Origin of the sequence: uncultured Clostridium sp. (genome assembly GCF_947036855.1) — a bacterium.
Classification (GTDB): domain Bacteria; phylum Bacillota; class Clostridia; order Clostridiales; family Clostridiaceae; genus Sarcina.
In genome coordinates this window covers 1-14,545 of record NZ_CAMQRY010000064.1, presented here as the reverse complement: position 1 = coordinate 14,545, position 14,545 = coordinate 1, and the positions used below count along the sequence as shown (strand labels likewise).

Here is a 14,545-nt window from a genome sequence, read left to right as displayed (position 1 = left end):
TTCTTTTTTTCACTGCAATAAATTCTTCATCTACTACTGCAAATTCCTCATTTGAATTTTTAGTAATTACAAGGTGCTCTCTATTATTCAATACTCCCTTTTGTTTTTTAGTTATCGTACTATCATCATTTAAAATTAACTCATTAACTATATTTCCATTTTCCAATTGAAATAACCCATCCTTATACTTATCATAGTAAATTATGTTTGAAAGAATTCTATCGTTAATTTCAAATTCTTCATCATATATCTTCTTTGTTTGTAAATCTATTACCATTACATAGCTTATATATTTATACCCTTCATAAACATAGAATTTTTTTTGACTATCAGTATCTGTAATATCAAACTCGATTACAATATAACTCTTCTCACCTTCTACTTTAATACCATTTATATCACTTAATATTAATCCGCTTTCTTTGTTTTTTATATACATATCTAGATATTTTTGATTTATAGTCCCTACAAGTTCCTCACTATTATCAGATTTTATATTTACAACTTCTACACTCCCACCTTTTTTTAATATATCTTTATTCTTAATATAAAAACCTCTATTTATATCTTCTGCTCTTTGATTCTCACTAAATGAAAATTCGCCTAAATTATCTACTCTAAGTTGTTTGCCATTTTTATAATTTTCTAAATAGATATAATCATCTGTAATTCTTTGAATTCCATTTATTTCATAAATCTTTCCATCAATAATTCTCTCCGTATAATTAAAATCTTTTAATACACCTAAATTAACACTGATTCTTTTTGCTGGTGCTTCATAAAAACTACTATATGCTATCCCTGCAACCATTAATAAGCAAAAAAATACTTTTTTCACCTAAATCACCTCCCAAAAAGAAAAGACAGCATTTAAAATATTTCAAATGCTGTCTTTATCTTCTGTCTTTTTATTTTAATATCTCATTACTTGAACTAAGTGTTTTTCCATTCATCCCTTTTTGTATAACTTTATATTTTCCACCTTCAAGAATTTCACTATTGACACTAAATTCATTTTTATCTTTGTAATTAATTTCATACTCTTTATCATTTATAATAAGTCTACTTGAACTTGTAAAATTTTCACCCTTTACAATAAGTTTATCTCCAACACTCTCTACCTTATCGAGTTTAATATCTGAAACTCCTAACTGTATATCTGTTCTTTCATAATCTGAACCCAAATAATTCTCACCATAAAGCTGATCATATTGAACAGATTTAAATATTTTTTCATAATTCTCATTTGCACTGTAACTTCTATGGAAATTTGGCATAATTCCAGAATTAATTCCTGCTATATCTAAAAGCTTTGTTGATATTTCATATGATTCAAGGTCCTCATTTTCTTCTTTTTTACTTTCATAATTACTATAAGTAAAATATTCAGTTGTATATTTTTCCTTATCATCAACTAAAATATTAGAATTAAATACATTTATAGATGGTAAATGATCACTATAAAATAATATCATTGTATCTTCATCTAAACTTTCAACATATTTTACTAGTTCTGATACATATAAATCAACTTTATTTAATCTATTTAGAAAATAATCAAATTCAGCTTTATCTTCATCAGTTAAAGAACCTCCCTTAATATACTCTGTTTGCCCTTCAACTGGTTTATATGGTCCATGACTTTCAACTGCAACATTGAATATAAATTGTTTTCCTTCTTTTTGTATAAGATTATCTATAATGGGTAAATTCCATATATCCTCTGGATATCCGCCATTATATTTAAGCTGACTCATATACTCCTTAGAAACAAATCTATCAAACCCATAATTTGCATAAACCATATCTCTATGATAAAAATTCCCTATATAGTTATGAATCATTGTAGCTTCGTAATCTTCTCTTCTAAGAATTTGCCCAAGACTTTCAACAGGCTTCATTTTAAGAATACTATTATTAGGAACTTCCCCTGTCCCAAGAAAATCTATATTATATCCTGTTAAAATCTCAAATTCTGTTCTAACAGTACCAGCTCCAAATGTTGGAACTCCCATTTTCCCACTAGCAACACTCTTCTCTTTTATAGATGATATAAATGGTATTGGGTCTTTTATAAGTTCTATCCCTTCAATTTCACTCGGGTCTATAAATGACTCAAGCTGTATTAAAATTATATTCTCAGGTGATTTACTAACCTGACTAGAAACTTTAGTATCAATACTTACATCTTCTATAAACTTTTTATTATATCCATCTGGTTTTTTCATTTTCAAAGATGCAAATGAATCTAAAAATGAAAATAAATATCCATTTCTTTTATATGCATAGTTTATATTCCAAAGTTGATTACTTATTCTATCCTTATTTTCACCATATGCACTAACTAAAAATAAACAAGCAAATGCACTTATAGCAATTTTAATCCATATATTAAAAACTTTTTTAGATTTTTCTTTAAAGCATAAATATATGTACGCCCCTATTAATCCAATTATTGATACACAAGCAAATATTAAAGTGAGTTTGCTAAAATACTTCATTACCATATCAATTCCATATTCTATAGAATAAATATCAGCTCCTGTAAATGGAACCCCTCTCTTAGCATTAAGTACCCTTCCGACAATTGCTAACACAATCAGTATACTTCCCGAAAATATACTAGCACTTATTGTTTTACTAAAAATAATAATAGGTAACATTATAACTAGTACAATTGCATAATTTAAAAATAATAACGAAAACCTTTCATCTAAAAACTCCCCAAAACTCCCAATATCATCTCGTGCTATAATTTCTATTAATATATTTAAAACAAATGATAATCCAGCCCAATATATTATTCTATTTCTTATTTTATTTTCATTTTCTATACTAAAAAAATTCATATCCCCCTAATCCTTCCAACAGTCAAATCTTTCATTGAAGTAATTCTAACCTGTTATAAAAAACAAAATCTTGTAATCCAATACATATTGAATAACAAGATTCTACCATTTAAATACAATTTATACCATTAACATTGTTTTAACTTATTTAAAACTTTATCTTAGCAATAGTTTTATCCTTACTTAAACTATCAAGGCTATATAAAACTAAAATATCATCAAACTTATTTTCATCTAGAAATTCACTAATCTTAAAATTAAAATGCCTTAAATCTAAAACTATTACTTCTTCATAATTATTAGCTAAAAAAGGTATCATTGAATTGGCAAATGAATCTTTTATAACTAATAATTTTTTATCATTTTTAAGATTATCATTTTTAATAGTAACCTTTGAATGATTTCCATCTAAAAATACCGAATACTTATCTCGCTTTTCTAAATTTTCAAGTTTATAAATACTTTCATATTCATTCTTCCCATCAATCTTCATACTAAGATTTGACATATCATAATATATTAAATTATCAGCCTGTGCATTTATAAGTTTTGACTTTGAGTAAAATGTTCCAAGAAAATCATCTACTTTATTTTCTTTCAAACTATTTATATCTATTGCCTCTAAATTTTTATTTTTACAATACTCTATATAAGCTAAATATGCACCATTAGTTGTCCAATGATGATCTGTTTTATAATAAATATTATCAAACTTTTTATTTTCTCTTAAAACGCTATCTACATCAATAACTCTATCGCTACCTACATATTTAGATATATCATCCATAGTTTCATATTCATTAACCATTTGAAGCATCCCAGTATAATAATCTGTATAAACACTTGCTGAATATGGAACCATCATCAAACTAGCATTTTCATTTTGACTTATGAAAGAATCTATCTGTTTTATATTATTACTTAAAATCTCTTCATCTAAGCTAAGTTTTTTTTCAAACATATATCCATATTTACCATAAACAATATTATTATTTTCAAGTTTTAAAAGTACACTCTCACTTATAGATTTTAAATTAATAAAACTATCTCTACCTATAAAATTATCATTTATATATTCTTCATAATCTTTTGTATAATCCCCACTAACTAGATTTTCAGTATTAAATCTTGGTTTCTTTTTTAAAAATCTATTTTCTATATCTGAAAAAACTTTTTCAGTATTTACTACATCAAATACTGATATAATAGCTACGGCTCCAAAAAAAATATAAACTAAAGATTTACCTTTCATAATACCTCCTAAAATCTAAAATATAAAAATGGATTATAACTTGCATCTACAAGGTATGCAACCGATATAAAGAATAATCCCATTAAAATAATATTTTCTATAATTTCATTTTTTATAATATATTTTTCAAAAAACCTTTTCGTACAAGGTATACTAAACGCTACTGCTATTAATATCACAACGAAATAATTTCTTAAATAATATAACTCTAATGTCCCAAATTCAAATGAAAACAACTTAGATAAATATACCCAAAGTATATTCATATCCGGTAATGCAAAAATAATAAAACTTAAAATTACTGTAGATAATAAATATATGTGTGATATTATTTTATTTCTTTGTAGAAACTTACCTATAAAGAATTTTTCTATTATTATTAAAACAAAGAAATATAATCCCCATAATATAAAGTTATACTCAGCTCCATGCCAAAAACCCGTAAGTGCCCATACCACTAAAAGATTTAAGACAAACCTTTTTTTAGAAACTCTATTTCCGCCAAGTGGAATATATATATATTCTCGAAAGAAATTTCCAAGTGTTATATGCCACCTTCTCCAAAATTCTGATACACTTCTAGCTACAAATGGATAATTAAAATTCTCTGGAAACTCAAATCCTAGCATAAGTCCAAGTCCTCTAGCCATAAGTGAATATCCACTAAAATCAAAATATATTTGTATTGTAAAGGCAATTGCTCCAAGTATAGCAACACCACTATTAAGCCTTGATATATCAAGCCCTTGTATTTCATTCCATAAAAAGCCTATATTATTAGCAATTAAAACTTTTCTTGCAAGTCCAAGTATAAATAATCTTATACCTGCTGAGATTTTCTCAAAGTTTATAGTCCTAAAAACTAAATCTTTTGCAACATCTGTATATTTTACAATAGGTCCTGCTATAAGCTGTGGGAATAATGCTACATATGCACCAAAATTCACTATATTTTGCGTTGCCTTAACTTTCCCTCTATAAACATCTATACTATACGTCATAGTTTGAAATGTATAAAAGCTTATACCAAGTGGTAATGTAAGATTTAATAATCCAATATCTAACTTAAATATCATATTTATATTTTCAATAAAAAAATCTGAATACTTAAAGAATATTAACATTCCAATATTAAAACATATAGAAATCATAAGAAATATTTGTTTTAATTTAATTTTTTCTTTATATTTCTCTATACCTCTACCAACAAAGTAATCTACAAGTATAGATGCAATCATAATTCCAAAATATTTAGGTTCACCCCAAGAGTAGAAAAATAAACTAAGTAGCAAAATAACAAAGTTTTTATATTTAAAAGGTACTATATAATATAAAAGCATTGCTACTGGTAAAAATCTAAATATAAAAAGTATACTACTAAAAACCATCTTCTCACCCCTAAAAAAAGAAGCTATATCAATAATAGTTATAACTTTTCATAAGTAAATTAATCTACAAATTACTTGTTATAATTTTTTCTTGATACAGCTTCTTATAAATTTATTAAACTATATTACTCAAAAAGACCATTAAAAGTTTCTACCGCTTTCTCTGCTGGTAAATCTCCCTCTTCCATCCCTTGAAGTAAGAATATAGCCACATAATTTCCATTACTAACTATTTTAGCATTATCTAAAGCTTCCATTTCTGGTGGTAAATAAGCTGCAACTCTTTTAACTTCTAAAATTTTCTCTAAATCAGTTTTTAAAGCATCTACTTTTCCTTCTTTAGCCTTAAATATTCCCATAACATCTATACCCGGAGTCATCATTCCATGTCTTAATGCAAATTCTTCGATATTATCCATACTAATTCCATATATATCCGTTAACTCTTCCTGTGTAACATCACCTGGCATTCTCATAGGAAATTCAGCTTCAAATTTCACAAGTTCATCTTTTACATTTATGGCAACTGCTTGTTCTTGTCCTGCATCTGTTTTACTCTCTGAACCACACCCTACAAAAGTTCCACCAACCATCATAGCAGCTAAAACACAAATCAATATTTTTTTCATAAAAAATCCCCCTAATAGTATAACTTATTCTTTCCCTTAAATTTAAATGTCATTTATTAAGTAAATTATATATTACTTTAATTACTACACTCAAGTTAACATTCTATAAACTATAAGAACTTTAAAATCTCTTACATTAAATAATTAATCTCTAGTTAAATATCATGCCTCTATTAATTTCAACTTTTATATTCCTAAAATTCTATAAAAAAAGAAACCATATTATCATATGATTTCCTTTTAATTAAATTATCTTCTTCTTGATAAAGCTTTGCTTACACTACTATTTTTCTTTTTAGAAGTAGCACTTACAACTCTTTTAACTCTTTCATCAACAACTTTTTCTTCTCTTTTAGGCATTCTTTCAGTTCTTTCTGCCTTATCCATTATATCACCTTCATAAGTAACTCTCTCTGGTATTTTAATTCCGAAAGCTTCCTCATATCTCTTGATAACTCTTTCTTCACTTTTTTCAACAATTGAATAAGCAGTTCCTGTTGTACCAGCTCTTCCAACTCTTCCAACTCTATGAAGATAGTTTTTAGGATCTTCTGGTATATCAAGGTTAATTATATGAGTAAGACCTTTTATATCAAGTCCTCTAGCTGCAACATCTGAAGCCATTAAAACTTGTATCTTACCTTTTCTAAAATCTTCTAAAGCTCTTTGTCTTCTCTCTTTACTATTTTCACCATGAAGAGAGTCAACTTTTATCTTATGGTATCTAAGTCTTTCTAACGTAACTGTTAAGTCATAGTTTCTGTTTATAAATACTAAAATACGTTCAGCTTTACTCGCATGTATAACTCGTCTTAATGTATCAATCTTATCTCTTGATTGAACAAAGAAATATCCGTGGTCTATATCAGTATTAACTTCATTTCCCTCTGTAGCTTTTATAACTTCATAATTTTCCATAACTTTATCAACAACTGTAATTGTTTCATCTGTTAATGTAGCTGAGAATAGTAATTTTTGAGTATCTCTCATCATTGATTTTCTTATAGAATTTACTTCTTCTATATTCTTATAATGTAAAAGCTTATCTCCCTCATCCATTACTAAAGTTTTAACTGTATAAGGTGATATTTTTTTCTTATTTATAAGCTCTAATACTCTTCCACTTGAACCAACAATAATTTGAGGTTTCTTTTTTAAAGCTTCCATTTGTCTTTTGATATTTCCACTTCCAACTATGATAATAGATGATATTTTTTCTTCAAGTTCTTTAGTTATATCATCTATTGCACTATTGATTTGCGATACAAGTTCATGAGTTGGTGCTAATATAACAGCTTGAAGTTCTTTTTTACTAACGTCTATATTATTTAATATAGGTAAAAGATATGCAAGTGTTTTACCAGTTCCTGTTTCTGATTGTGCTACTATATTTTTCCCCTCTAAAGCAACAGGAATAGCCATTTCTTGTATAGGTGTCATTTTTATTAATCCCTGTTTTGCTAGGGCATTTACTATTTCTTCTTTTAAGTTCAATTCTTTAAATTCTTTCATTTCGATCTCCTTTATCCTAAAATACTATATGTATTTTTAAAGCTAAGTTAAAAAAGCTTACTAAGAAACCTTAGTAAGCTCTGTATATAAACTATATTGTACCATAATAACATGCATATTTACATATTATTTAATAAGACATCTAGCTATTCCTTTAATATCTTTAGTAGCCTCATCAATTGCACATTGCTTTTCACATGCTGTGTAACCAGTTCCATCAACTAAAAGTTCTTCAAATTTTGCAATTCCAAGGAATTTTGATATATCTTTTAGATATGCACCACTATGATCTAATTTACACTTAAGTAAAATAGGTAATTCACCACCGCTAGATTGAACAAAAACCATTTTTCTTATTTTATCATCTAACAATCCCTTACAGCCATTAGTTTCACTTATTTCAACTGTTATACCATTTAATATAACACAATCTAAGTATTGCTTAAGAGGTGCTGGGAATGATAAATTCCACATTGGTGCAGCAATTATATAAATATCTGCTTCTTTAAACTGTTGTGCTAAAGCTTTGATTCTATCTAAATCTTTTCTTTGAACATGTGTCAAACTTTCATAGCATGGTCCTGGACCATCAACTACTGTACTTCTACAACTATAAAACTCATGTGTTAAAAGTGGAATATATTCTTTATATAAATCAATCTCCTCAACTATAAACTCATTGCAATCATCCCATTCCTCATCACAACACTCATCTTCTAAATCACAATATATATTTTCAAGTTCATCACCTTCTTCACAACAAAATTCATCATGACTGTGTACATGACCATGAGTATTTCCCTCTTGATCTAAGTATTCATGCTTATGAACTATATCACTATCACAACACTCATCATTTTTCACATCACAAACCTTATGGATATGGTTATGCTCATGTTTAGATTCCTGTATATCAGAGCAATTTTCTTTATGATGATGCTTTTCATCAAAACATGTATTTTCTTTTGTTATAGTTTCATCAGATTTTTCTTCAGAGCACTCTATATCAGTCTTTTTACATTCATCATCGATGCAAATTCCTTTTATTTTTTCTTCTTTATCATTACATATAATTTTTTCAAGCCCTGTATCTTCACAGCACGCTTTATTTATATCATCATAAAATTCATCATCATGAGTATGATAAGCATTTTTATAACTATTAGCTTCACCTATACTACCACTATCTTCATCATAGATATATGTACTTTTACAACTTTTTGGTACTTTATATCTACATTGGCATAAAACCTCATCAATTAGTTTTCTTGCTACTATTTTAGATGAAGAATCACATTCTTCCTTTGTATTAACTGAAATATATAATATTTTTTTCATAAAAAAACCTCCTTATTGAAAACTTTATATTACTATTGTTTTCATAAGAAGGCTTAATTATTCGTTTATAATTTCAACTTATTCATTTTTATAATTTTATCAAAAGATTCTTTAAGTAATGGAGCATTTATATTTTTATCTTCAAGCTCTTTAAGCTTTTCTTTTATTCTTTTACTTGTATCCATAGTTGAAAATCTATCTCTAGCTTTGATTGCGCTTACAAGATAATCTAATAAATAATCTGTACTAGCTACTATTTTAGCCTCTTCTACTTTATCTTCATTAACAAGTTCTGCTATGAAATTATATAATTTTGATGATGCTATTGTATTTTTACAAGAAAATAAAAAGTCATCATTTCTACTAGTTCTTTTTGCCATAATTATATTCCTCTTTCTTTATATCTAAATAATATTTTATTTTCAGTTAGTATTATAGCATAAAAAATAAGAAGTATAAAAGTATGATAACTATCATCATATCTTTTATACTCCTTAGTTAATTCAAACTAATTAAATTACACCTTCTGCAAGCATTGTATCTGCAACTTTTATAAATCCTGCAATATTAGCCCCAACTATGATATTTCCATCACAGCCATATTCACTAGCAGCATTCTTTGAATTATGATATATACTCTTCATTATACCTTTAAGCTTTTCATCAACTTCTTCAAATGTCCATGACATTCTAAGACTATTTTGACTCATCTCAAGCGCTGAAGTAGCAACTCCACCTGCATTTGCAGCTTTTGCTGGTCCAAAGAATATTTTATTATCAACAAATACTTTTTGAGCATTAAGTGTAGATGGCATATTAGCACCTTCACCAACTGCTATAACACCATTAGCTATAAGCATTTTAGCTTCATCTTCGTTTATCTCATTTTGAGTTGCACAAGGAAGAGCTATATCAGCTTTAACACTCCATATATTTCTACATCCTTCTGTATAAACTGCATTTGGTCTATAGTTTACGTATTCTTTAATTCTTACTCTTTTTACTTCTTTAAGGTCTTTTATAACATCTAAATCTATCCCATCAGCATCATATATATATCCTGCTGAATCTGATAAAGCTACAACCTTAGCCCCAAGTTCTGTTATTTTTTCTGTTGCGTATATAGCAACATTTCCAGAACCTGATATTATAACAGTTTTATCTCTCATACTTACTCCGTTGTCATTTAGCATTTCATTCATGAAATATACAAGACCATATCCTGTAGCTTCTTTTCTAGCAAGACTTCCACCATAAGTTAATCCTTTACCAGTTAAAACTCCATTATCAAATGAATTTTTCACTCTTTTATATTGTCCATATAAATAACCAATTTCTCTTCCACCAACACCAATATCTCCAGCTGGTATATCTACATTTGGTCCTATATGTCTACAAAGTTCAGTCATAAAACTTTGACAGAATTTCATAATTTCTCTATCTGATTTTCCTTTTGGATCAAAGTTAGATCCACCTTTTCCACCACCTATTGGAAGTGTAGTAAGTGAGTTTTTAAATATTTGCTCAAATCCTAGGAACTTAATTATACTAAGGTTTACAGATGGATGAAGTCTAAGACCACCCTTGTAAGGCCCTATAGCACTATTAAATTGAACTCTATACCCTCTATTAACTTGAACTTTACCATTATCATCAACCCAAGGAACTCTAAACATTATAACTCTCTCTGGTTCAACAAGTCTTTCTAAAATACTCTCTTCCATATAAATTGGATTTTTTTCTATAACAGGTATCAAAGATATTAAAACCTCATATGCCGCAGCATGAAACTCTTCTTCACCTGGGTTATTTTTTTTCAAATCAAGAATTAAATTTTCTATATACTGTTTTGCATCCATTAGAAATATCCCCCTTTTGCATACAAGCTTCTTTTCTTGTATTAATATGCATTCATTATACCACTTCAGCTATCCAAATTAAAGATTTTTAGTTTTTTCTAATCTATTTTCACATTTTATTATTTGAAAACATTTCAATTTAATAAATTCACATAAAAAAATAAACCCTTATTTCTAAAGGCGTATTTTCTTTATTATTATTATTTAGCTTTTAAAATCCTATTTGCTTCATCAATACCTGCTTCTAATGTTTCAAACATTGATATTTTTCCACTTTTTAATTTAGATACTATTTTTATATTTTGCTCATCTAAACCAGTCATAAAGAATTTCACTTTATATAATTCACATGCAGTTACTATACTATTAAGCATATTTACTGCTGTTACATCTAACTCATTTATATTTCGCATTCTAAATATAAGAATATCTGCACCTGAGTATTCTATATCCCTCATTGAATCTCTAAAAACAGAGGCTGTTCCAAAAAATAGTGCTCCCTTTAACTCTTTTATAAGTATTTTCCCACCAACTGATTCAACATCCATCTCTCTATCAAGCTCTAAATTGTCTTTTTCAAGATTTTCAACCTCTAAAGATTTAGACATTTTCATCATAAATGTAAGAGCTGCTAGTGCCATTCCAACTTCTACTGCAACAACTACATTGAAAACTACTGTTAATCCAAAAGTTAAAACTAATAATAATAAGTCACTCTTTGGGCCTCTTGATATAGCAAATATAACTTTCCACTTTGTCATTTTATAAGCTACAACTAAAAGTATAGCTCCAAGAGTTGTTAATGGTATAAACTTTGCAAGTGGCATAAGAACAAGCATTATTACAAGTAATATAAGTGCATTAAATATCCCAGCAATAGGAGTTCTTCCTCCAGCTCTTATATTAGCAGTAGTTCTTGCTACAACACCTGCTGATGGGATTCCACCAAATAAGGCTGACCCAATATTAGCAAATCCTTGTGCTATAAGTTCTGTATTTGAATTATGTTTTTGACCTAAAGTTTCATCTGAAACAACAGCTGATAAAAGTGATGATATGGCTGACAGAAATGCAATCGTTATTGCTGGTCCTATCAGTTCTTTTATCATAGCTAAATTAAATGTAGGTATTCTTGGCATTGGTATAGTTGATGGAATATTTCCAAATGCTGATTCTATTGTATCAACATGTAATCCAAATACTTTTACAACTACCGTCATAAAAATAAGTGCTACAAGAGGCCCTGGTATACTCTTATTAATCTTTGGCCAATAAATTATAATTAATATTGATATAACCCCAATTATAAATGTTGTTATGTGAGTTGTATTAATATTAGTTATGTAAGCTATCCACTTATCTATAAATCCAGCTGGCACCTTGTCCAATTGAAGTCCAAAAAAACTTTTAATTTCTGAAGTAGCAAGAATTGCTGCAACTCCAGCTGTAAATCCAACTGTAATTGGATAAGGTATAAATTTAATTAATGACCCTAACCTTAAAACTCCAAGTACTATAAGAATAATTCCGCCCATGAAGGTAGATAGTATAAGACCTTCTATTCCATATTTTTGAACTATCCCAAATACAACAACAACAAAAGCTCCTGTTGGTCCACCTATTTGAACAGGACTTCCTCCAAGTAGTGCTGTAATAAGTCCTGCTACAACTGCTGTAATTAATCCTTGCTGTGGTGTAACACCTGAAGAAATACCAAGTGCTATTGAAAGTGGTAATGAAATTATTGCAACTCCCATACCTGCTTTAAAATCATTTAAAAATTGTTTTTTAGTAAGTTTATTTTTTTCAAAAACAGAAAAAAACTCTGGTTTTCTCATTATGTAACTTCTCCTTAAATTTTTTCTTTAGTTAATTGTAAATCCTTATTAATTATACTCTTTTTATGATGAAAAACAACTTTTAATAGCCATTTCACTATATGGTAAATAATTGGAAATTTATATTTTCATATGTTATAATTTTAATTAATTAATTTATTTAAGGGGGCTATATTTATGAATACTACCGAAAATCTTGATTGGGGGAATATTGGTTTTAATTATAAAAAAATGGATTTTAGATATAAATCTATTTGGAAAGATGGTATTTGGGATAATGGAGTTTTAAGTACAGATAATACACTTCAAATGAGTGAAGGTTCACCTTGTCTTCATTATGGACAACAATGTTTTGAAGGACTTAAAGCTTATAGAACTAAAGATAATTCTATACAACTTTTTAGACCTGATGAAAATGCTAAAAGATTAAATAAAAGCGCAAAAAAATTGCTTATGCCTGAAATTCCAGTTGAAAAATTTATAGATGCTTGCAAACAAGTTGTTAAAGCTAACCAAAACTTTGTACCACCTTATGGAACAGATGCAACTTTGTATCTTCGACCATTCTTAATTGGTGTAGGTGATAACATTGGTGTTCATCCTGCTAATGAATATATATTTTGTGTGTTTTGTACACCTGTTGGTGCATATTTCAAGGAAGGTTTATCACCTGCAAACTTTATGATAGCTGATTATGATAGAGCTGCACCTCTTGGAACTGGTGGTGATAAAGTTGGTGGGAATTATGCCGCAAGTCTTACTCCTCACCTTATTGCTACAAAGCGTGGTTTTGCAGACTGTATTTACCTTGACCCTGCAACTCATACTAAAATAGAAGAAGTTGGTGCTGCTAATTTTTTTGGTATTTCAAAAAAAGGTGAATTTATAACACCAAAATCACCATCAATTCTTCCTAGTATAACAAAAAAATCTCTTATGTATTTAGCTGAAAACTTTTTAAAACTCCCTGTATATGAAAGAGATGTTTTTGTAAATAATCTTTCTGAATTTAGTGAGACCGGTGCTTGTGGAACAGCTGCCGTAATAACTCCTATTGGAGGAATTGAATATAATAATGATATGCATATATTCTTTAGCGAGTCACTTGTTGGACCTATAACAATTAAACTTTATGATCTTCTTCATGGAATTCAATTTGGAGACTTGACTCCACCTGATGGTTGGATTTTCAAAGTAATTTAATTTTAAAGACTGAAAAAGCCTTTGCATTTTCAGTCTTTTTCTATTCTATAAAAACAATTTATTATCTCTTGCTACATTAACATACTCTTGAATATCAGTATCATTGTTATAAAATATTGGAAACTTCATATTATAATTCCCCCATATAGTGATATTATCATCTAACAGATAAAAAGTTATAAAAAATAATTCTCTGATGCATAGCTTAACTAGGATTTCTAGTATATCTATATTTAAAACTTTAAAATACTTACCACGAAGTTCTGTCATTTCAACTAATTCATTAAATAATATTACTTCTGTATCAGTAAGTTCTTTTTTTATTTTTTCTAAAACTTCTCCATCTAATCTATTTGTATAAAAATCAAAGATCATTCCTCTATCTTTATTTAATCTATAACATCTCTTCATAAAACTTATAAAGCTATCTTCATATATTCCTCTATTATCAAGAAAAACTTTTTCATTTTCTATATTTACATCTACATCAAAAACTCTTAACACTTTACTTTTATATTTTGTGAACGCCTCTTCTACATTATTTATTTTAACTCTTACATCTAGTATAAAATCTATATCACTAACTCTTTCTATCATTTTAATCCCTCTTCTCCTATGTTAAATATATATTTAAAATAACATCAAGCATAAAAAATAGCCACAAATTTTTGTAGCTA

General features: G+C 27.9%; 12 protein-coding genes. 1 reads left to right on the top strand and 11 read right to left on the bottom strand.

Features of this window, described 5'->3' with window-relative positions; all coding sequences use genetic code 11:
* The 10 genes from Q0V15_RS07985 to Q0V15_RS07940 all read right to left on the bottom strand — a co-directional run.
* On the bottom strand, positions 1 to 838 hold an 838-nt coding region (locus Q0V15_RS07985; protein ID WP_297437759.1), incomplete at its 3' end, for a hypothetical protein.
* 70 nt (positions 839 to 908) lie between these two features.
* Positions 909 to 2,849 (bottom strand): LTA synthase family protein, encoded by a 1,941-nt coding sequence (locus Q0V15_RS07980; RefSeq protein WP_297437757.1) that lies wholly within the window; start codon positions 2,847 to 2,849, stop codon positions 909 to 911.
* A 148-nt stretch (positions 2,850 to 2,997) separates the two neighbouring features.
* The gene (locus Q0V15_RS07975) at positions 2,998 to 4,101 is read right to left on the bottom strand and encodes a DHHW family protein (RefSeq protein ID WP_297437755.1); all 1,104 of its coding nucleotides are present in this window, start codon (positions 4,099 to 4,101) and stop codon (positions 2,998 to 3,000) included.
* 8 nt (positions 4,102 to 4,109) lie between these two features.
* A complete protein-coding gene (locus Q0V15_RS07970; RefSeq protein ID WP_297437753.1) occupies positions 4,110 to 5,489 on the bottom strand; it encodes an MBOAT family protein in 1,380 nt (459 codons plus the stop codon).
* A 125-nt stretch (positions 5,490 to 5,614) separates the two neighbouring features.
* Positions 5,615 to 6,118, bottom strand: coding sequence for a DUF4358 domain-containing protein (locus Q0V15_RS07965; RefSeq protein WP_297437751.1), 504 nt, complete (start codon positions 6,116 to 6,118; stop codon positions 5,615 to 5,617).
* A 249-nt stretch (positions 6,119 to 6,367) separates the two neighbouring features.
* Entirely contained in the window at positions 6,368 to 7,630 is a 1,263-nt protein-coding gene (locus Q0V15_RS07960; RefSeq protein WP_297437749.1) for a DEAD/DEAH box helicase, read from the bottom strand.
* Positions 7,631 to 7,756: 126 nt separating this feature from the next.
* Positions 7,757 to 8,968 carry an FMN-dependent NADH-azoreductase gene (locus tag Q0V15_RS07955; RefSeq protein ID WP_297437747.1) on the bottom strand — a complete coding sequence of 404 codons (1,212 nt, stop codon included), beginning with the start codon at positions 8,966 to 8,968 and terminating at the stop codon, positions 7,757 to 7,759.
* A gap of 65 nt (positions 8,969 to 9,033) precedes the next feature.
* A complete protein-coding gene (locus Q0V15_RS07950) occupies positions 9,034 to 9,348 on the bottom strand; it encodes a hypothetical protein (protein ID WP_297437745.1) in 315 nt (104 codons plus the stop codon).
* A gap of 132 nt (positions 9,349 to 9,480) precedes the next feature.
* The gene (gene gdhA, locus Q0V15_RS07945; protein ID WP_297437743.1) at positions 9,481 to 10,827 is read right to left on the bottom strand and encodes an NADP-specific glutamate dehydrogenase; all 1,347 of its coding nucleotides are present in this window, start codon (positions 10,825 to 10,827) and stop codon (positions 9,481 to 9,483) included.
* 200 nt (positions 10,828 to 11,027) lie between these two features.
* The gene (locus Q0V15_RS07940) at positions 11,028 to 12,665 is read right to left on the bottom strand and encodes a SulP family inorganic anion transporter (protein ID WP_297437741.1); all 1,638 of its coding nucleotides are present in this window, start codon (positions 12,663 to 12,665) and stop codon (positions 11,028 to 11,030) included.
* 177 nt (positions 12,666 to 12,842) lie between these two features.
* Here Q0V15_RS07940 and Q0V15_RS07935 point away from each other — a divergent pair, with 177 nt between their 5' ends.
* Positions 12,843 to 13,868 (top strand): branched-chain amino acid aminotransferase, encoded by a 1,026-nt coding sequence (locus Q0V15_RS07935; protein WP_297437739.1) that lies wholly within the window; start codon positions 12,843 to 12,845, stop codon positions 13,866 to 13,868.
* 45 nt (positions 13,869 to 13,913) lie between these two features.
* On the opposite strand, the gene Q0V15_RS07930 is transcribed toward Q0V15_RS07935, so the two are convergent.
* The gene (locus tag Q0V15_RS07930; protein ID WP_297437737.1) at positions 13,914 to 14,465 is read right to left on the bottom strand and encodes a hypothetical protein; all 552 of its coding nucleotides are present in this window, start codon (positions 14,463 to 14,465) and stop codon (positions 13,914 to 13,916) included.
* Between the last annotated feature and the right edge of the window lie 80 nt (positions 14,466 to 14,545).

Excerpts from the sequence above, each read along its gene's own strand:
- Q0V15_RS07975 (WP_297437755.1), bottom strand. The coding sequence starts at position 4,101 with ATGAAAGGTAAATCTTTAGTTTATATTTTTTTTGGAGCCGTAGCTATT.
- gdhA (WP_297437743.1), bottom strand. The coding sequence starts at position 10,827 with ATGGATGCAAAACAGTATATAGAAAATTTAATTCTTGATTTGAAAAAA.
- Q0V15_RS07970 (WP_297437753.1), bottom strand. The coding sequence starts at position 5,489 with ATGGTTTTTAGTAGTATACTTTTTATATTTAGATTTTTACCAGTAGCA.
- Q0V15_RS07965 (WP_297437751.1), bottom strand. The coding sequence starts at position 6,118 with ATGAAAAAAATATTGATTTGTGTTTTAGCTGCTATGATGGTTGGTGGA.
- Q0V15_RS07940 (WP_297437741.1), bottom strand. The coding sequence starts at position 12,665 with ATGAGAAAACCAGAGTTTTTTTCTGTTTTTGAAAAAAATAAACTTACT.
- Q0V15_RS07960 (WP_297437749.1), bottom strand. The coding sequence starts at position 7,630 with ATGAAAGAATTTAAAGAATTGAACTTAAAAGAAGAAATAGTAAATGCC.
- Q0V15_RS07930 (WP_297437737.1), bottom strand. The coding sequence starts at position 14,465 with ATGATAGAAAGAGTTAGTGATATAGATTTTATACTAGATGTAAGAGTT.
- Q0V15_RS07935 (WP_297437739.1), top strand. The coding sequence starts at position 12,843 with ATGAATACTACCGAAAATCTTGATTGGGGGAATATTGGTTTTAATTAT.
- Q0V15_RS07980 (WP_297437757.1), bottom strand. The coding sequence starts at position 2,849 with ATGAATTTTTTTAGTATAGAAAATGAAAATAAAATAAGAAATAGAATA.
- Q0V15_RS07950 (WP_297437745.1), bottom strand. The coding sequence starts at position 9,348 with ATGGCAAAAAGAACTAGTAGAAATGATGACTTTTTATTTTCTTGTAAA.
- Q0V15_RS07955 (WP_297437747.1), bottom strand. The coding sequence starts at position 8,968 with ATGAAAAAAATATTATATATTTCAGTTAATACAAAGGAAGAATGTGAT.